The sequence below is a fragment of the Mycolicibacterium houstonense genome (genome assembly GCF_900078665.2).
Classification (GTDB): Bacteria; Actinomycetota; Actinomycetes; order Mycobacteriales; family Mycobacteriaceae; genus Mycobacterium; species Mycobacterium houstonense.
This window is the reverse complement of sequence record NZ_LT546207.1, coordinates 2,848,180-2,866,794: the sequence shown is the minus strand read 5'-3', so window position 1 is coordinate 2,866,794 and position 18,615 is coordinate 2,848,180. Positions and strand designations below refer to the sequence as shown.

Annotated in this window: 16 protein-coding genes and 1 tRNA gene; 6 read left to right on the top strand and 11 right to left on the bottom strand. The window is 65.9% G+C overall.

The window, feature by feature from the left end; translation table 11 throughout:
• Positions 1–89 precede the first annotated feature (89 nt).
• Positions 90–1,538: a bifunctional UDP-N-acetylglucosamine diphosphorylase/glucosamine-1-phosphate N-acetyltransferase GlmU gene (gene glmU, locus BN4332_RS14445; RefSeq protein WP_066899141.1), complete on the bottom strand. Its 1,449-nt coding sequence runs from the start codon at positions 1,536–1,538 to the stop codon at positions 90–92.
• 111 nt (positions 1,539–1,649) lie between these two features.
• On the opposite strand from glmU, the gene BN4332_RS14440 reads away from it, so the two are divergent.
• A complete protein-coding gene (locus BN4332_RS14440; RefSeq protein ID WP_074133072.1) occupies positions 1,650–2,633 on the top strand; it encodes a DUF1444 domain-containing protein in 984 nt (327 codons plus the stop codon).
• On the opposite strand, the gene BN4332_RS14435 is transcribed toward BN4332_RS14440, so the two are convergent.
• Positions 2,609–2,680 (bottom strand) — tRNA-Gln (locus BN4332_RS14435). The two genes, BN4332_RS14440 and BN4332_RS14435, sit on opposite strands and share 25 nt — an antisense overlap.
• Positions 2,681–2,765: 85 nt before the next feature.
• Here BN4332_RS14435 and BN4332_RS14430 point away from each other — a divergent pair.
• On the top strand, positions 2,766–3,359 hold the full coding sequence (locus tag BN4332_RS14430; protein ID WP_066899068.1) for a TetR/AcrR family transcriptional regulator: 594 nt from the start codon (positions 2,766–2,768) through the stop codon (positions 3,357–3,359).
• Between the two features lie 10 nt (positions 3,360–3,369).
• Here BN4332_RS14430 and BN4332_RS14425 read toward each other — a convergent pair whose 3' ends face one another.
• The 7 genes from BN4332_RS14425 to BN4332_RS14395 all read right to left on the bottom strand — a co-directional run bounded on the left by BN4332_RS14425 (position 3,370) and on the right by BN4332_RS14395 (position 10,050).
• Entirely contained in the window at positions 3,370–3,876 is a 507-nt protein-coding gene (locus tag BN4332_RS14425; protein WP_160110861.1) for a hypothetical protein, read from the bottom strand.
• Between the two features lie 15 nt (positions 3,877–3,891).
• Positions 3,892–5,166 (bottom strand): C2 family cysteine protease, encoded by a 1,275-nt coding sequence (locus tag BN4332_RS14420; RefSeq protein ID WP_066899066.1) that lies wholly within the window; start codon positions 5,164–5,166, stop codon positions 3,892–3,894.
• A gap of 77 nt (positions 5,167–5,243) precedes the next feature.
• Positions 5,244–6,584: a diaminopimelate decarboxylase gene (lysA, locus tag BN4332_RS14415; protein WP_066899065.1), complete on the bottom strand. Its 1,341-nt coding sequence runs from the start codon at positions 6,582–6,584 to the stop codon at positions 5,244–5,246.
• An 85-nt stretch (positions 6,585–6,669) separates the two neighbouring features.
• Positions 6,670–7,188: an LppA family lipoprotein gene (locus BN4332_RS14410; RefSeq protein ID WP_235654095.1), complete on the bottom strand. Its 519-nt coding sequence runs from the start codon at positions 7,186–7,188 to the stop codon at positions 6,670–6,672.
• A gap of 61 nt (positions 7,189–7,249) precedes the next feature.
• Positions 7,250–7,768, bottom strand: coding sequence for an LppA family lipoprotein (locus tag BN4332_RS14405; protein WP_235654094.1), 519 nt, complete (start codon positions 7,766–7,768; stop codon positions 7,250–7,252).
• A 56-nt stretch (positions 7,769–7,824) separates the two neighbouring features.
• Positions 7,825–9,402: an alpha/beta hydrolase gene (locus BN4332_RS14400; protein WP_066899062.1), complete on the bottom strand. Its 1,578-nt coding sequence runs from the start codon at positions 9,400–9,402 to the stop codon at positions 7,825–7,827.
• A gap of 72 nt (positions 9,403–9,474) precedes the next feature.
• On the bottom strand, positions 9,475–10,050 hold the full coding sequence (locus BN4332_RS14395) for a hypothetical protein (RefSeq protein ID WP_066899061.1): 576 nt from the start codon (positions 10,048–10,050) through the stop codon (positions 9,475–9,477).
• A 68-nt stretch (positions 10,051–10,118) separates the two neighbouring features.
• On the opposite strand from BN4332_RS14395, the gene mfd reads away from it, so the two are divergent.
• The 4 genes from mfd to BN4332_RS14375 all read left to right on the top strand — a co-directional run bounded on the left by mfd (position 10,119) and on the right by BN4332_RS14375 (position 16,816).
• Positions 10,119–13,751, top strand: coding sequence for a transcription-repair coupling factor (mfd, locus tag BN4332_RS14390; RefSeq protein ID WP_066899139.1), 3,633 nt, complete (start codon positions 10,119–10,121; stop codon positions 13,749–13,751).
• Between the two features lie 237 nt (positions 13,752–13,988).
• Positions 13,989–14,567 carry a hypothetical protein gene (locus tag BN4332_RS14385; protein ID WP_066899138.1) on the top strand — a complete coding sequence of 193 codons (579 nt, stop codon included), beginning with the start codon at positions 13,989–13,991 and terminating at the stop codon, positions 14,565–14,567.
• A gap of 150 nt (positions 14,568–14,717) precedes the next feature.
• Positions 14,718–15,827: a nucleoside triphosphate pyrophosphohydrolase gene (locus BN4332_RS14380; protein ID WP_066899060.1), complete on the top strand. Its 1,110-nt coding sequence runs from the start codon at positions 14,718–14,720 to the stop codon at positions 15,825–15,827.
• Between the two features lie 179 nt (positions 15,828–16,006).
• Positions 16,007–16,816, top strand: coding sequence for a serine hydrolase (locus BN4332_RS14375; protein ID WP_084459279.1), 810 nt, complete (start codon positions 16,007–16,009; stop codon positions 16,814–16,816).
• 18 nt (positions 16,817–16,834) lie between these two features.
• Here BN4332_RS14375 and efeB read toward each other — a convergent pair whose 3' ends face one another.
• Both efeB and BN4332_RS14365 read right to left on the bottom strand, forming a co-directional pair.
• Complete coding sequence (gene efeB, locus BN4332_RS14370; protein WP_066899059.1) at positions 16,835–18,154, bottom strand: iron uptake transporter deferrochelatase/peroxidase subunit; 1,320 nt, start codon at positions 18,152–18,154, stop codon at positions 16,835–16,837.
• The coding region (locus BN4332_RS14365) for an EfeM/EfeO family lipoprotein (protein ID WP_200820302.1) at positions 18,135–18,615 on the bottom strand (481 nt) is incomplete at its 5' end. The genes BN4332_RS14365 and efeB, both read right to left, overlap by 20 nt.

The window sequence follows — 18,615 nt, the reverse complement described above, 5'->3', positions numbered from 1 at the left end:
GGTCTGTACGCCCCAGCGGGTGCCGACTGTGGCGTTCCCGTACGCGTTTGCCACGGATTTCGTGCAGCAGCGTCACGCTCGCGGCCGGCCTACTCCTCGCGGGCCCTGCGGGCGGCTTCGGCCGCAGCCGAGCCCGGGCGCTTGCGCTCCACCCAGCCCTCGATGGTGCGCTGGGCGTTGTCCGAGACCGCCAGCGCGCCGGGCGGCACGTCGTCGCGCAGCACGGTCCCGGCGCCGGTGTAGGCGCCGTCGCCGACGGTGACCGGGGCGATGAACATGGTGTCGGAGCCGGTGCGCACGTGGGAGCCGATGGTGGTCCGGTGCTTGTTCTCGCCGTCGTAGTTGACGAAGACGCTGGAGGCGCCGATGTTGCTGTGATCGCCGATGTCGGCGTCGCCGACGTAGGTCAGGTGCGGAACCTTGGTGCCGGCGCCGATCGTGGAGTTCTTGGTCTCGACGAAGGCCCCGAGCTTGCCCTCGGCGCCGAGGATCGTGCCGGGCCGCAGGTAGCTGAACGGTCCGACCGTCGCGCCGGCGCCGATGACCGCGAGCTGCGCGTGCGTCCGCACCACCGATGCGCCGTCGCCCACCTCGACGTCGGTCAGGGTGGAGTCCGGTCCGATCTCGCAGCCGGCTCCGATCTCGGACGCGCCGAGCAGTTGGGTGCCGGGGCGGACGACGGTGTCGCGGCCGATGCTGACGTCGACGTCGATCCAGGTGGTGGCCGGGTCGATGATCGTCACGCCGGCGCGCTGGTGGCGGGCCACGATGCGGCGGTTCAGCTCGGCGCCGAGGTCGGCGAGCTGCACCCGGTCGTTGACGCCGGCGACCAGCGCGCTGTCGTCGACGTGCATGGCCCGCACGGTGCGGCCGTCCTGGCGCACGATCGCGATCACGTCGGTGAGGTACAGCTCCTGCTGGGCGTTGTTGGAGCTCAGCCGGCTCAGCGCCGAACGCAGGTCGGCGATGTCGAAGGCGTACACCCCGGCGTTGACCTCGTGGATGGCCCGCTGGGAATCGGTGGCGTCGGCCTGCTCGACGATGCCGATGACCTCGTTGTCCTGGGTCCGCAGGATGCGGCCGTACCCGGTTGGGTCGGGCACGGTGGTGGTCACCACGGTGGCGGCCGCCGTCGCGGTGCTGTGGGTCTCGATCAGCGCGGCCAGGGTGTCGGCATCGAGCAATGGGACGTCACCGGAGGTCACCACGACCGTGCCGGCGAATTCGTCGGGCAGCGAGCTCAGGCCGCACGCCACGGCGTGCCCGGTGCCCAGCTGCTGGTCCTGGATCGCGATGTCGATGGTGCGGCCCAGCTTGTCGGCCAGCTCACTGACCGCGGGGGCGATGCGCTCCCGGTCGTGCCCGAGCACGACGACGAGATGCTGGGCCGTCGCATTGGCGACGGTGTGGACGGCGTGGCTGAGCATGCTGCGCCCGGCCAGGGTGTGCAACACCTTGGGGGTGTCCGAGCGCATTCGGGTCCCGGCACCTGCTGCCAGCACTACGACAGCTGCGTCGGATCCGTCTCGAGTCGTCATCGTTCCCCACTTCCCAACGTCGCAATCCCGCACGGACAGCGTGTCATTCTCGGTCAGAGTGCCGCAAAACTGCTGCGCAGGGGCCCGGGGCAGCCGCCATAGGCTTGCCCGATGGATGTGTTTGCCCAAGGGGTTCCGGTGGACTGGTCCCAAGCCCGGCCGCTGCTGCGGCCGGTCCTGCGACCGCAGAGTTACGTCACCGCGATGACCCGGCGGGACGATCCGATCTGGGCACGTCAGCTGTGGCCGCTGGTCAGCGAGCTCGTCGTGGTCGATCTGCCCGACCGGCGGGTAGTGGTCACCGTTGCGGCCACCGAACGGTGGGGTGTCACCGGGCTTGAGGTGTTCGCCGCGGCCAGGGAGAACCTTGCTGGGCGGTTGCCCGAGGTCGCCCCGGGGCAGAAGGTCATGCTCAGAGATGCCGACGGCGGAACGTACGTCGATGCGCTCATCGTCGTCGACGGGTGGCTCAGCTCGTTGGCCGTGCCCGGGCAGGGCCGGCCGCTGGTGTTCATGCCGGGGGACGGAGTGCTGTTGGTGGGCACCGACGATCCCGCCGATGCACCGGGGTTGTTCGAGGCCGCTGAACGCATGTATCTCGATGCCGACAGGTTCATGTCCCCACAGGGCTACACCATCGGTGACGGGACGATCGTGCCGCTGGATCAGGCCGGGCCTCATCCGATGCGTCATCTCGCGCTGCGCGCCCGCGCTGTGCAGGCGGCAAGGGAGTACGGGTCTCAGACCGACTTTCTGCAGGATCACTACGAGCGCGAAATGATCCCGCAGTATGTCGGCCGTGTCGGAACCGTCGAGACGCCCTGGGGCGTGCGAACCGTGTCCGTCTGGGGCAAGGGCGCCGAATGGGACCTGCCCGAAACCGACTACATCATGATCGGGTCCGAACCGGACGGATCGGACCTGTTCACCGTTCCGTTCGGGGTGCTCGTCGACGCGGTGGGGTTACGGCCGCTGCCGGGGCCGGTGCCGACGCGTTATCGCACCCCGCCGTTCCCATCCGCCGAAACCCTGGCCGCGCTGCGTGCGCACGCGGTGGATCTGCCGCCTAGCTCCGTCGCCAGGACTCGAACCTGAACTATCTGAACCAAAATCAGAGGTGCTGCCGATTACACCACGACGGAATGTCCGGGAGAGACTCTAGTCGAACGGTCTAGCCTGATATGCGTGGCAGCACCCGAGAAGGAAGTCCGGGCCCCTCGCGCCCGGATGACCGGCACCGAACGACGACAACAGCTCATCGAGATCGCCAAGTCGTTGTTCGCCGAACGGGGCTATGAGGGCACCTCCATCGAGGAGATCGCCCAGCGCGCCAACGTCTCCAAACCCGTGGTGTACGAGCATTTCGGCGGTAAGGAAGGGCTGTACGCCGTCGTCGTCGACCGTGAGATGTCGGCCCTGCTGGACGGGATCACCTCGTCGCTGACCAACAACCGGTCGCGGGTGCGGGTCGAACGCGTCGCGCTGGCCCTGCTGACCTACGTCGAGGAACACACCGACGGCTTCCGGATCCTGATCCGCGACTCACCGGCGGCCATCACCTCCGGCACCTACGCCACCCTGCTCAACGACGCCGTCAACCAGGTGTCGTCGATCCTGGCCGGGGACTTCTCTCGGCGTGGGCTCGACCCGGATCTGGCGCCGCTGTACGCCCAGGCCCTGGTCGGGTCGGTGTCGATGACCGCGCAGTGGTGGCTCGATGTCCGCGAACCCAAGAAGGAAGTGGTGGCCGCGCACGTGGTCAATCTGGCGTGGAATGGGCTGACCCATCTGGAGTCCGACCCGATCCTGCACGAGGAGTAGATCTGCGGCGTTAGTCCTTCGGTTGCATGACGAAAAACCCGGCGAGCTTGCCGCGGTCGCGCGGGATCGACATCTCAAGTACCAGGGCGATGCGCTTGTCGAAGGACCGACGGAAACCGTTGCCGGGCCTCCACGTGATGTAGTTGACGGTCCATTCACCCGAAGTGGTACTGCTGTCTGCGGTTCGGCTATACCCGAATCGGTCGAAATACGCATCGCCCGACTTGCGAACCGCATCCCATACCCGTCCGTTGTCGACGAACAGCCGCTCCTCGGTGACCGTGGCGTCGGGCAGGACGTCGGCGGCCGCCGCTCGGAGCCGTTCGGTGAATCGTTTCTCGTCCGCCTCCGACTCGGTGCTCAGGGCAACGAATTTCGGTGCGCCCTGCCACGAGGGGGCTTGGTCGATGGTTTCAAGAAGGTTCTGCTGCGACGGACGATATTGGGTGTAGACCATGGCAGCTAGCACCGCAACGAGGACGCTGACGATCGCGATGAGAACCCACTTAGCTGACAACGCCGGCCCCCTTGCCTATAGCTGTCCGATGTTGACGTTCCCAACGGGCCCGTCGCCGGTGGCGCCTGACCACCCCGATCCCACGAGATCACCCAGCCGGACGGTCTTGACCTTATCGTCGACGTCCCACGGATTGCGGACTGTCACCAGTGCCTCGCTTCCGGTGCCAGTTATGCCGATGACGGTGTAGGCGTGATTGCCGACCAGGCCGGTGTTGCCCGGATTGCCTGTCGTGGATAACACGACCGGCTGGTGGGTCTGTAATGCCTGCGAGATCTGCTGATCGATGTTGAGGGTCCGGTACCACTCCTGTGAGGGATCTATCGAAATGCCGCGATTTCCGGTCAGCGCTTCCATCGCTGCACTGGTCTGTCCGCCCTGCCCGATGCCGGGTAAGAGGTTCTGACCGGGCGCCTTGAGCTTGCCGTACGCGCTTTCGATCACTGCCGGCCACAACGCACCTTGGTGGTTGATCTGTGTGGGGTCATCAGTATCCAGACCACTGCCGCCTTGGGCGGCCATATTCGCATCGATGTCGGCCTGAGTTACCGGGACGTGCCGCCACTCGTTGCCATCCCACAAAGTGACGTCGAACTCGCCGGTCTCCGGGTTGAAGCTGATCTTGTTCTTGATGCGCTCGGGGTCGGCGTCGGCAAGCGCCCCCATGGCGGCGACCAGATAGCAGTCGCCCAGTGCATTTTGACCGATGTCGGCGGATGAGGGGTTGCCTCGGTAGAGGTCCCTGTCGGTCCACTTGTACGGCGAATCCTCGCCTCCGATTCCCGCTTGCGATGCTGCTCCCGGACCGGCCTCGCCGCTGTTGGCCTGGAGTTCGGCGGCAGTGGCCTGATCTATTCGATCGAACTGAGTCAGGAGGCCGCGCAAGATGTCGGTGTATTTCTTGGCGACCTGCGGAGTGAGCAGGCTGCTGAAGGGTGACGGAGTAACGGTGCCATCTCCTGCGACCAGACCACCGATCGATATCGCCTGCTTCACCATGTTCAGGATCTCAGTTCGCAGAGCAGTCAGATTCGTCCCCGCCGAGCTCAGAGCGGCTTGTGTCTTGGCAAGCTGATTTTTCAGGCCGATCTGGCGGGTGAGCATCGCCTTGGCCTGTGCCTGTGCTGCCTCGGAGGCGGTCCCTTTCCATTTCTCGCCAAGGCGGCCCAGTGCGGCTTGTTGCGCGGCGATTTCCGCTTCGAGACGCGTCACCTGTGTCTTCAGTTGCGCCGCAGCGTCGTTCAAGAGAGTCGGATTGGTGTCGGCTACCACAGATATGGTGACCGTCATCGCGCCAACCCCCCGTGCGTCCCCTCAACGACGGATAAACGCTAGCACCGATGTTATTAGCTGCGTTGCACCAGAATTCATCCCAGATCCCGCGATAACAGGTCGGCCGTCGTCTCCCGTCGCACCAGCACCCGCGTGGCACCGTCACGCACTGCGATCAGCGGGGGTCTGCCGACCATGTTGTAGGTCGAGGCCATGCTGTGCTGATAGGCCCCGGTGCAAGCCACGGCCAGCAGGTCGCCGGCATGGATGTCGGCCGGTAGTTCGACGTCACGCACGATCTCGTCGCCGGACTCGCAGTGCCGACCCGCCACCGTGGTGACCGTCGTCGGTCCGAGGGAGTGCCGATTGGCCAGGGCCACTGTGTATTTCGCGCCATAGAGGGCGACTCTCGGGTTGTCGCTCATGCCGCCGTCTACCGCAACGAAGGTGCGACCGCCCGGCTGCGACTTCACGCCGCACACCCGGTACAGCGTGACTCCGGCCCGGGCGCTGATGGCGCGTCCGGGTTCGACGACCAGACGGGGCCGCGGGAACCGTTCGGCGGCACAGGCCGCCGTCAGGGCATCCTCGATGACGGCGGCCAACTCGCTGGTGTCCAGGCCCGCATCGCCGCGCACATACGGAACGCCATGGCCGCCACCGATGTTGAGCTCGGTCAGCACCAGGCCGTGTTCGGCGCGGATGTCGGCCATCGCGCCGATCAGCCGGCGCACCGCCTCGCCATAGGGCGCGGGATCGGTGATCTGCGAACCGATATGGCAATGCAGGCCCACCAGGTCGAGGTTGGGTGTGGCCAGGATTCGGGCGACGGCCCGGGCAGCGCGCCGGTCGGCGAGCGCGAAGCCGAACTTCTGATCGGTCACCCCGGTGGTGACGGCACGGTGGCCGTGGATGTCGATGTCGGGGGTGACCCGGATCAGCACCGGCTGCGGCCTACGGGCCAGCCCGGCCAGATAGGTGATCTCCATCGGGGAGTCGATCACGATCCGGCCTACCCCGACGTCGATTGCATCGCGCAGCTCGTCACACGACTTGGCGTTGCCGTGCAGCACGATTCGCTTGGGGTCGACTCCGCCGGCCAATGCCGTCGCCAGCTCGGCCGCGGAGCAGACGTCGACCCCGAGCCCCTCTTCGCCTGCCCATCGGGCCACCGCCGTCGTCAGCAGCGACTTGCCGGCGTACACCACCTCGGCCTGACCGAGGGCGGCCCGGTAACGCCGGGCCCGGGTCCGGAAATCGGTTTCGTCCAGAACGTAGGCGGGGGTGCGGTACTCGTCGGCGATGTCGGCCAGTGCCACCCGGCCGACGGTGATTCGGCCCGACTCGTCGACGCCGGTCGTCAGCGGCCAGATGGTCGGATCGAGCCGCGGTCGGGTTGTGGCGCGCAGTGACGGGAGGATGTCCAGCAGGGTCATGACTTCACCGTCCGCCCAGGTGGGGTCGGTGTCATCGGGCTTGACGATCCCTTGACGCCCGCGGCGGCGATCTTGACGGTGCGCGTTACTTCGGCGCTGCCTCGCGGGCCTTTCGCTTGTCCTCGGCGGTCAGATAGCAGCCGGTGGTGACCTGCATGGTTGAGGCCTCCAGGGAACCGAACGCGAGCCGGCCACCGTCTGCGTCCCGGATGGTCAGGTCCTTGTGCGTCTCGTCGGTAGCGTTCTCGGTCCGGCTCGTCACGTCGGTGTAGCCATACTTGGCCGCGATGTCGATGACGGCTTGTGAAGCCCTGGGCCACAGCGATGCCGGAACGGGTATCTGCGAAACGTAGTGCGGACCGAAATCGATTTCGCCGTCGGTAGAGCCGAACTCGCCGCAGGGAGTGCTGGTTCCTTCGCTGTCACGCAGCCAATTTCCTCCCGGCACTATCTGCGATAGTTCGGCGGTAATCTCGGTGATCATCCGGTCGCGGTCGGCGAGGACTTCTTCGGCGTCGCGGCGGGCCAGCAGGGCGCCGAGTTCTTTCGGTGTTCCATAGCCGTAGTCGCCTTCCCCTTTGACCGGAGGCATGGTGTCAAACATGTGGCCGCACCCGGCCAGTGCGAGGGCGACTATCAGTGCGCCGACGATTCGTCGCATGGAATTACTTCGGTGCGGCTTCGCGGGCTTGCCGCTTGTCTTCTGCGGTGAGGTAGCAGCCAGTGACAACCTGCAGTACGGCGTTCGCCTGAGATCCGAAGGACAGCCTGCCACCGTCACTGTCGGTGATGGTCAGATCGGTCGATTCGTCGCCGACCGGGTTTTCGGTGCGTCCAGTGATGTTGGTGTAGCCGTATTTGGCGGCGATGTCGACGACGGCTTGAGATGCCTGGTTCCACAGGGCTGCGGGCACGGCGACCTCGGAGGTGAAGATCTGCCCGAAGATCCGCTTGCCGTAGGTGGAGCCGAACTCGCCACAGCCGCTGCGGCGCTCCTGACGATGCGGCAACCACTGTGACCCTGGGACGATCTGAGATAGTTCCGCGATGATCTCTGTGATCATCCGGTCGCGATCGGCGAGGACTTCTTCGGCGTCGCGTCGGGCCAGCAGTGGTTCGAGTTCTTCCGGGGCGCCATAGCCATAGTCGCCTTCGGCGGGGCCTTCGTACTTGGACTCAAACATTGGTCCACAGCCGGTCAATGTAATGGCGAAAATCAGAGAGACCATTAACCGCCACATCAATCCTCCACTCGTACGAATTTTTCGTTCTGCCCCAGGCCTGCAACTACGACGGCCTGGTTGTACAGCCCACTGGTGTTGATAAACGAGTACTCGCTGTGCCCGGTGGACTGATTCCGGTCGCCCAACGGCGTTGACTCTGAGTTGGTCGACAAGTCGATGAAGCCTGGCAGGCTCGACGGAACGGCGTAGCCGAACCGCGCGAGGTTTGCCACGATGTCGTTGTCTGCGTGCTCGACGAAAACATGGCCCTCCGACAAATGTAGGTCGGAGGGCGTTGTCGCATGGAGTGTTTGCCATGGATTCGTTTCCAGTCCCGGCGAACCCATGAACACGACATCGTCCGCGGCGGTACCGCGTTGCAATGCCTCGCTGGCGAGCGTTGAACCGTAGGAGTGGCCGAGCACGGTCAGATGCGGATCGGTGTCGCGGGAACTGTCCAGCCCGTTGATGAATGAGGCCAGCTTCGGCGCGTTGTCATCGGCGTAGTGGGCGCTGGCTGCCTCGTCTATCCAATCAGGCGGTTCATAACCCATCCAGGTCACGGTGGCGACGGTCTCATTGTGCTTGTCGGCTTTCTCGAGCACGAGTTCGGTCTCGGATTTCAACCATTCAGCCTGTTCGACATACGTCGGTAGGTCGTTGCCTTCCTTAGGTTTGTCATAGGTCACCGAACCAGTGCCCGGCACGTACACGCTGACGTGGTCAGCAGTGTCAACATTGCCGATCGCCAGCGCCACCTTCGGATGCTCGCCATCGAAATCGACAACGAGAAGCTGGCGATCTGGCTCGGACAGCGCCTTGTCGATCTCGACCAGCGTGGCCCGTTCTTCTGCAGTCAGATTCGGATCGTTGCGCAGTGTGCCCAGCCGGTTGCGATTGGCCAGGTCGCGCGCGGTGCCGGGCACTCCGTCGAGATTTCCGACCCATTCCGGGCGCTCGACGATGATCCGGTTGCGTTCCTCCTCACTCAACGAGTCCCACCATTGGTTGACCTCGGTGTCGGTGGCGCCGTCAGGTGGCTTGAGGGATTCGAGATCGCGCTTGAGCGGCGACGCCGGCAGGTCGCCCAGATTGCCTGCAATCGGATCGCCGGTTCCCGATGCGCTCTGTCTGACAGCGTTGGCAAGCGCTTCGTCGACCGAGCCGAACTGCTGCAGAAGGCTTTTCAGCGTGGACGTGTAGGCGGCGGCCAACGTGGGTGTCATGAGCTTGCTGGAGCCCGAGGCGGTGACGGTGCCGTCGTCGCTGACGGTCGCGCCGAGGCTCATCGCCTGCTTGGCGACATTGAGGATCTCGGTGCGCAGCGGTGTGAGGTTGGATTCGCCGGACTTCAGGGCGATCTGGATGTTCTCCAGCCGAGACCGTAGACCGGACAGCCGTTCGAGGTTCTGGTTACCACTGGCGATCGCCGCGTCGGCCGCGGTGCCTTTCCAGTCGGCCCCAAGCTCGGCGAGAATTTGCCTTTGCTTACTGATCTGCATGTCGAGCTGTTCGACCTTGCCCTTGAGTTGGGCTGCGGCCTCGGACAGGGTGGTGGGGGTGCTGGCGGTGACGGTGGAGATTGTGACGGTCATCGGCGCACTCGGCCCATCACTGCTCCTGTCTGAAGATTTGCTGTTCGAAACCTAGCACCGTCTGGACCGGGCTCAGCGCGCCAAACTCAGGACCGGCCGAACGTCGTCGTCCCAGTGGCAGTGGCGACGAACCCGTTGCCCTTCACTGGGTCGGCCATTCGACAAGGCCAGCCGGATGTCGTCGGTATAGACGCAGGTGGCGTTGCCCACCTCGAAGCGCCGGCCGGCCGGCAGCATCGGCGCCTCGTCCTCGCTGAGGCCGTCGACCGGGCTGAGCGGTTCGTCGGACCGGGAGAAGCTCATCGGAATCGCGCCGTTGGTGGTGCCGTAGCTGAACAGGTGGGCCAGGTTGGCGCCGTCGGGGGCACCGACGAATGGCCCCCGGCAGTCCAGCGCGTACATCGCCCGGTGTTGGGTGGTCATGCAGACGAAGCCGTCGGGCGTGCGGAAACCCTGCACGGGGAAACCCCGGCCCCGGCGCAGGACGTACTCGGTCGGATCGACGGCGGGGTAGGCGGTGAAGTCGGGGACGCCGTCGGGTCCGAGGTGCGTCGCCACCGCATCGCGCGGTGCCGTCCGAGTGGTGAGCCACAGTCCGGCGAGCACCGCCGTCAGCACCAGAACGAGTGCCACCGCGATACGCCGCATTTCTCCATGATCGCCCCACCGAGAGCGGGGCGGACCGGAAAACCAAGCCCCGTAGAATGGGTCCCATCATGACCGCACCGGGGCACAACCATGTCCAGACCCCGATCGCGGGTCTCGTCGAGCTGGCTTTAACCGATCCGTCCCTGCAGGACGTCGTTCGTCGCGCCGCCGACCGGCCCGCCGATCTCGCACTCGTCGGGCCGGCCAGTGCCCGCGTCCTGGTGGCCGCCGGGCTGGCCCAGCACGGCCCGTTGCTGGTGGTCGCCGCCACCGGACGCGAGGCCGATGATCTGACCGCCGAACTACGCGGAGTCTTCGGAGACGCCGTCGCGCTGTTCCCGTCCTGGGAGACGCTGCCGCACGAGCGGCTGTCCCCGGGGGTGGAGACGGTCGCCGCCCGGTTGCTGCTGCTGCGCCGGCTGGCCCGTCCGGACGACGAGACGCTGGGCCCGCCGCTGCGGGTCGTGGTGACCACCACCCGCTCGCTGCTGCAGCCGATGTCTCCCGACATCGTTGGGGTCGAGCCGGTCATCCTGACCGTCGGTGCCGAGGCCGAGTTCGAGGCGATCATCGCCCGGCTGGTCGATCTGGCCTACACCCGCGTCGACATGGTCGGCAAACGTGGCGAGTTTGCGGTGCGCGGCGGCATCCTCGATGTGTTCCCGCCCACGGCCGAGCACCCGGTGCGTGTCGAGTTCTGGGGCGACGAGATCTCCGAGATGCGGATGTTCTCGATCGCTGACCAGCGCTCGATTCCCGAGATCCCGGTGCAGAACGTCATCGCGGTGCCGTGCCGCGAACTGTTGATGACCGACGACGTACGCGAGCGCGCCGCCGCCCTCGCCGCCGAGCATCCCACCCACGAGAACAGCGTGCCGGGCAGCGTGCCCGACATGCTGGCCAAGCTCGCCGAGGGCATCCCGGTCGATGGGATGGAGGCGCTGCTGCCGCTGCTGCATCCGGTGCAGCCGACGACGCTGACGCATCATCTGCCCGAGGGGGCTCCGGTGCTGTTGTGCGACCCGGAGAAGGTACGTACCCGCGCGGCCGACCTGATCAAGACCGGCCGGGAGTTCCTGGAGGCCTCGTGGTCGACGGCCGCGGTCGGCGGCGACGCGCCCATCGACATCGAGGCGCTGGGCGCCTCTGGTTTCGTGCCGTTCGACCAGGCCCGTGAGGATGCCGTCGCCGGTGGGCACCCGTGGTGGACGCTGAGCCAGCTGCCCGACGAGAAGGCCACCGAACTCGATCTGCGGCCCTCGCCATCGGCCCGCAGCCAGCAGAGCCTCGAAGAGATCTTCGCGATGTTGCGCGCCCATGTGGCCACCGGCGGGTACGCCGCGGTGGTCACCCCGGGAACCGGTACCGCGCACCGCGTCGTCGAGCAGCTCGGTGAATCCGATACTCCTGCAGGCATGTTGGAGCCCGGCGCGGCTCCCAAGGCCGGCGTGGTCGGGGTACTCAAGGGCCCGCTGCACGATGGTGTGATCCTGCCCGGGGCCAACCTCGTGGTCATCACCGAGACCGATCTGACCGGTAACCGGGTGACCGCGTCGGAGGGCAAAAAGCTTGCCGCCAAACGGCGCAACGTCGTCGATCCGCTGGCGTTGACCGCGGGCGACCTGGTGGTCCACGATCAGCACGGCATCGGCAAGTTCGTCGAGATGACCGAGCGGGTGGTCGGCGGCGCCCGCCGCGAGTATCTGGTGCTGGAGTACGCGTCGTCCAAGCGGGGTGGTGGATCCGACCGGCTGTATGTGCCGATGGATTCGCTCGATCAGCTCTCGCGTTACGTCGGCGGCGAGGCGCCTTCGTTGTCGAAGCTTGGCGGCAGTGACTGGGCCAACACGAAAACCAAGGCACGCAAGGCTGTTCGCGAGATCGCCAGTGAACTGGTTGCGCTCTACGCCAAGCGGCAATCCGCACCCGGGCACGCGTTCGGCCCGGACACTCCATGGCAGAACGAGATGGAGGACGCGTTCGGCTTCACCGAGACCATGGATCAGCTGACCGCGATCACCGAGGTCAAATCCGATATGGAGAAGCCGGTTCCGATGGACCGGGTGATCTGCGGTGACGTGGGCTACGGCAAGACCGAGATCGCGGTGCGGGCGGCGTTCAAGGCCGTGCAGGACGGCAAGCAGGTTGCGGTGCTGGTGCCGACGACGCTGCTGGCGGATCAGCATCTGCAGACCTTCACCAACCGGATGGCGGGCTTCCCGGTGACGGTGAAGGGGTTGTCTCGATTCACCGATCCGGCCGAGTCGCGCGCCACCATGGAGGGCATGGCCGACGGGTCGGTCGACGTGGTGATCGGCACGCATAGGTTGTTGCAGACCGGTGTGACCTGGAAAGACCTGGGCCTCATCATCGTTGACGAGGAACAGCGCTTCGGCGTCGAGCACAAAGAGCACATCAAGTCGATGCGGACCCATGTCGACGTGCTCACCATGAGCGCCACCCCCATCCCACGCACCTTGGAGATGAGCCTGGCCGGCATCCGCGAGATGTCGACGATCCTCACCCCGCCCGAGGAGCGCTACCCGGTGCTCACCTACGTCGGTCCGCACGACGACAAACAGGTGGCCGCGGCGCTGCGCCGCGAGTTGCTGCGCGACGGGCAGGCCTTCTACATCCATAACCGGGTCCGCACGATCGATCAGGCCGCAGCCCGGATCCGCCAGCTGGTGCCCGAAGCCAGAGTGGTTGTGGCGCACGGCCAGATGAACGAGGAGACGCTGGAGAAGACCGTCGAGGGCTTCTGGAACCGCGAGTACGACATCCTGGTCTGCACCACGATCGTCGAGACGGGCCTGGACATCTCCAACGCCAACACGTTGATCGTCGAGCGGGCCGACACCTTCGGCTTGTCGCAGCTGCATCAGCTGCGTGGCCGGGTGGGCCGCAGCCGCGAACGTGGTTACGCCTATTTCCTGTACCCGCCGAACTCCCCGCTGACCGAGACGGCCTACGACCGGCTGGCCACCATCGCGCAGAACAACGAACTGGGCGCCGGAATGGCCGTGGCCATGAAGGATCTGGAAATTCGCGGTGCCGGCAACGTGCTGGGTGTCGAGCAGTCCGGTCACGTCGCCGGGGTGGGGTTCGATCTCTACGTCCGGCTGGTCGGCGAGGCCGTCGAGGCCTACCGCGCCGCCGCCGACGGGAAAACTGTTGCCACACCGCAGGAACAGAAGGAAGTGCGGGTCGATCTGCCGGTCGATGCGCACTTGCCGCCGGAGTACATCGGCAGTGACCGGTTGCGGCTGGAAGGCTATCGACGGCTCGCCGCGGCCACGGACGAGGACGCGATTCGGGCCGTCGTCGACGAACTTGTCGACCGCTACGGACCCCTGCCCGAGCCCGCGCAGCGTCTGGTCGCGGTGGCGCGGCTGCGGCTGTTGTGCCGGGAGTACGGCATCACCGAGATCGGTGCCGTGTCCGCCTCGACGGTGAAGCTGTCGCCGATGGTGCTGCCGGATTCGGCGCAGCTGAGGCTCAAGCGCATGTACCCCGGTGGGCATTATCGGGCGACGACGTCGACCGTGCAGGTGCCGCTGCCGCGGGCCGGTGACGGTGTCGGCGCGCCACGTATTCGCGATCTTGAATTGGTGCAGTGGGTGGCCGGTCTGGTGCTCGTGCTCAACGGGCAGACGCAGGGCAGCATCGACATGACCGCTGGACTTTTTTCACCCGCCTGATCGCCTGGTAGCGGGGTCTTTTTGGGGTCCCGCAGCGGCCGAATCCGCGAAGCGCTGATAACGCATCGGGGTGCCGGGCCCGACATACAAGTGGGGGGTCAAGGTATTGCGTTGTCGTCCAAAGGAGAGGCGACACGGTCGTCGGAGATACGGCGGTCACGCAATTTCCTAAACCGAACATCACGCGATGGCCACCGTTTGGTGGTGGTCGCGATGAGGCAAGGCGAAGGAGTGACCATGAACTTCAAGAAGTTCGCAGTAACCACCACCATGACCGGTGCACTGGGATTGGGTGCGTTTGGCCTGAGTACGGGTATGGCGCACGCCCTGCCCGATGTGCCGCAGCCGCCTCCGGTGCCGGGCCCGGCCGTGCCGGGAGTGAATGTTCCTGATGTGAACGTGCCCGGGGTGAATGTTCCTGACGTGAATGTTCCGAGCGTGAACGTTCCTGACGTGAATGTTCCGAGCGTGAACGTTCCTGACGTGAATGTTCCGAGCGTCAACGTTCCTGACGTGGACGTTCCGAGCGTGAACGTTCCCGATGTGAACGTGCCGGATGTCAACCTTCCTGACGTGGACGTGCCCAGCGTGCAGTTCCCTGAGGTCGACAATTTCTTCCGGCTTCCGAACGGAAACATTCCGCCCGGGCAGCTGGTGAACACCCCGGTGATCAACGGCGTTACCAACCCGTTCTTCGGAATTCCGCCCGGCCAGTTGAAGAAGCTGCCGACGGTGGACGGGATCGTCAACCCGTTCTTCGAGGAGACGCCGGGGCACTGGGAGATCCCGGACGGCCCGTTCCCGCCGGAGTCGTAAGTCACCGAATGTGACATGATGGCCGCCTTGCCTTCGGGCAGGGCGGCCATCCCACGCAAGGGACGACGCGTCGCCGGGCAAAGCGCAGCGCTGCCGGTGCTATAACCGAGATCAGCAGTCTCATCGAAATGCGTGAGGGGGTTCAGCCCAATGACGGTCGTTTTGGTCGACCCCCGCCGCCCTTCGCTGGTTCCGGTCGAGGCGATCGAGTTTCTCACCGGTGATGTGCAATACACCGAAGAGATGCCGATCAAGGTGCCGTGGACGTTGCCCGCCGCGCGGCCCATCTATGGCGATGACGAACAGAATCCGGCGCCCGTGCTGCTGTCCTCGGATCCCGAGCATCCGGCGGTCAAGGCACGACTGGCGGCCGGCGACCGCTTGATCGCGGCTCCGCAAGCCCAGGCGGGGGAGCGGCTCGTTGATGCCGTCGCGATGATGGACAAGCTGCGCACCGCCGGACCTTGGGAGAGTGAGCAGACGCACGATTCGCTGCGCCGCTACCTGCTGGAAGAGACTTACGAGCTGTTCGACGCGGTCCGCGGTGGCAATGCCGACGAGCTGCGTGAAGAACTCGGCGATGTGCTGCTGCAGGTGCTGTTTCACGCTCGCATCGCCGAGGACGCGCCGGTGCATCCGTTCAGCATCGACGACGTGGCCGACGCACTGGTGCGCAAGCTCGGTAACCGGGTGCCGGCAGTGCTTGCCGGAGAAACGATTTCACTGGACGAGCAGCTGGCCCAATGGGAAGAGCGCAAGGCCCAGGAGCAGAAGGTGAAGGCCCGCGGCTCGTCCATGGACGACGTGCCCACCGGACAGCCGGCGCTGGCCTTGGCGCAGAAGGTGCTGGCCCGGGTGGCCCAGGCCGGGTTGCCCGCCGACCTGGTTCCCGCAGCGCTGACGTCCGTGGCCGTGTCGGCCGACGTCGATGCCGAGAACGACTTGCGCAGCGCGGTTTTGGAGTTCATGGATACCGTGCGGCTGGTGGAATCCGACGTCGCGGCGGGCCGTCGCGGTGAGGATGTTCCCGAGGAACTCGACGTCACACCGCTGGGCTCGATCACCGAGGACGAGTGGCGGACTTACTGGCCCACTGCGGTTCCCGAGGTTGACGAGTTCGAGGAAGTCGATTCGGACGACGCCGAATATGCGGGTGAGTCCGAGGAACCCGCCCAGGCCGAGGACATCGACGACACGGACCCTGACGACGCCGACGCCACGGACGCCGACCCCGACAACGACGACGACGAGCGAAGCTGACCCTGCCCAATCCTCAGCGACAGAGTCGCCGATAATCGGGCAGCACCACATCGGCCCGCCGAGGGGTGCTGCTGTGAAACGCGCAGCCCCGTCACGAACTCACAACAGCCCTGTGTCAGCTCGGGTGCGCCCGGCAGGGCATGCCGCCGGCCCAGGTGCGTCCGAAATAGCGTGAGCCAATGCTCGTGCTGCGGATCGCCGCCGTCATGGTGGCGCTCGCCCTGGGAATGACGGCACCGCAGGCCAAGGCGGACTGTGCAGCCACGGGTTGCGATCTGCGCTCGCGCATCGCGGCCGCGGATGCTTACCTGGCGTCGCGGCCCGGCACCGTCGGCTATGTACTCCGGGACCGCGCCGCCGGCACGCGCTACGCGAATACCAATGCGAATGCGATGATCTGGACGGCCTCCACCATCAAGCTGGCCATGGTGGTCGACCTGCTGACCCGCGAGCGTTCCGGCGCACTCCGACTGTCGGCCAACGACCGGCAGCTCATGTCGAACATGTTGCGGGACTCCGACAATGACGCGGCTGATTCGCTGTGGACACGCTACGGCGGAGCCGATCACAAGGCATTCAACGCCGGCTTCCCGCGCTACGGGATGACCGACCTGCGGCCGCAGCCGGGGTTCGGCGACATGTTCCCGTACTGGGGCTTCCAGAAGTCCACCACCAACGATCTCGACCGGCTGATGAATTACACACTGACCCAACTGAACCCAGCGGACCGGACCGCGGTGGTCGGCGAGATGCAACGGGTCGGAGGGGATCAGCAGTGGGGCGTGTGGGGCGCCGGACCGTCAATGACCCCGGGCAACAAGAACGGGTGGTCGCAGGAGCAGGGTGGCTGGGTCATCAACTCGGTCGGCTTCGCCGGGCCCAATCAGCGCTACACCCTGGCGATCATGAACAGCCTCAACGGACAGGGCGGCTACCACGACGGCGTCGCGACCACCACCCGGCTCAGCCAGATCCTGCTCGGTCCCTGAGCTCGGCCCGCCAGGAATTCACTCGAACAGCGTCGAACCCCAGTAGCCCGTGGTGTCACCTTCGCGCAGGCCCGGTGGGCATGCGAACACCGCGGTGCCGGTGTGGGTGATGTACTCGTTCATCGCGTCCTTGCGCGACATCTCGCCGAGCATCGGGATGAACTGCTTGTCCGGGCTGCGGACGAATGCGATGAAGAACAAGCCCGCGTCCAGGTGGCCGAATCCGTCGGTGCCGTCGGTGAAGTTGTAACCGCGACGGAGGATTTCGATGCCGCCGAGGTTCTGCGGCGAGACCAGCCGGACGTGCGCGTCGACGTCGATCTTGGGAACGCCCTTGCCGTCGGTGATCTCGAAATTGAGCTCGTCGAACTCGTCGGTCAACCCGTTGGGCGCGCCGCTGCCCTTCTGCCTGCCGATGACGCGCTCCTGCTCAAGAAGCGTGGTGCGGTCCCAGTTCTCGATCCGCATCCGGATACGTCGGGTGATCAGATACGTGCCGCCGGTCAGCCAGGCCGGCCCGTCACCCTCGCCGACCCAAACCTGCTGATCGAGCAGCTCGGTCTCGTCGGCCTTGATGTTGTTGGTTCCGTCCTTGAACCCGAACAGGTTTCGCGGGGTGGCCTGGTCGCGTGTGGTCGACGAGGTACGGCCGAAGCCCAACTGGGAGTAGCGCACCGCGACCGTGCCGAAGCCGACGCGGGCCAGGTTGCGGATCGCGTGCACCGCCACCTGCGGATCGTTGGCGCACGCCTGGACGCAGATGTCTCCGCCGCTGCGGGCCGGGTCCATTGTCTCGTTGGGGAACTTCGGCAAGTCCTTCAACTCGGCGGGCCGCTGGTCGGCGATGCCGAAGCGGTCCTTGCCGTCCTTGAGGAAGAACGACGGGCCGAACCCGATGGTCAGGGTCAACTGGGAGGCGGGCAGGCCCAGTGCCTCCCCGGTGTCCGACGGCGGGGCATACGGATTGCCGTCAACGGCGCCGCCCTCTTCGGTCTCCTCGCCCCGGGTCATCCGCTCGGCCATCTCGGTCCACTGCTTGAGCAGCGCGACCACGTCCTCACGGCTGTCGGTGGTGACGTCGAACGCGCAGAAATGCATCCGGTCCTGCGCCTCGGTGATGATGCCTGCCTGACGCTCGCCTCGAAACGGCACAGGACGGGTCAACCCGCTCTGCGGCGCACTGGCCGCCGACGAACGGCCGGCCAGCGCTCCCGCGCTGGCCGCACCGACTACCGCGGCAGTGACACCCGCCGCGCCGAACAGCTTGCGACGGGAGATCCCTGACGACGGTGGGGTTTCTTGTTCAGTGGGGGACGACTCACTGTGGGGCGATGACACCTTGCACCTGGCTCACCTCTTTGCTCAGCGCGTCGATGGCGCGAGACAGCTCCTGGCGTTGCGGCTCAGTCACCTTGTCGTAGGAGACAAAACCATCTCCTTCACGATACTTCTGCAGCAACTTCTCGACCTCGGCGAATCTCTGATCCACCCGCTTACCCAGCTCCGGGTCACGTTCGTCGAGGATCGGCCGCACCGAGGCCACCGCGGTCTGCGAACCCTCGACGTTGGAGTTGAAATCCCAGAGGTCGGTGTGGCTGAAGATGTCTTCCTCGCCGGAGATCTTGCTGATCGCGATCTCGTCGAGCAGACCCTGCGCGCCGCCGGCGATCTGGGTCGAGTCGATCGTCCAGTCCGGCGCCTTCACCCCGGCCTGCAGTTCCTTCACGTCGGCCACCAATTGGTCGGCGATCGCGTTGGTGTCGGGCTGCAGCCCGGTGACCCACAGGTCCTTCTCCAGG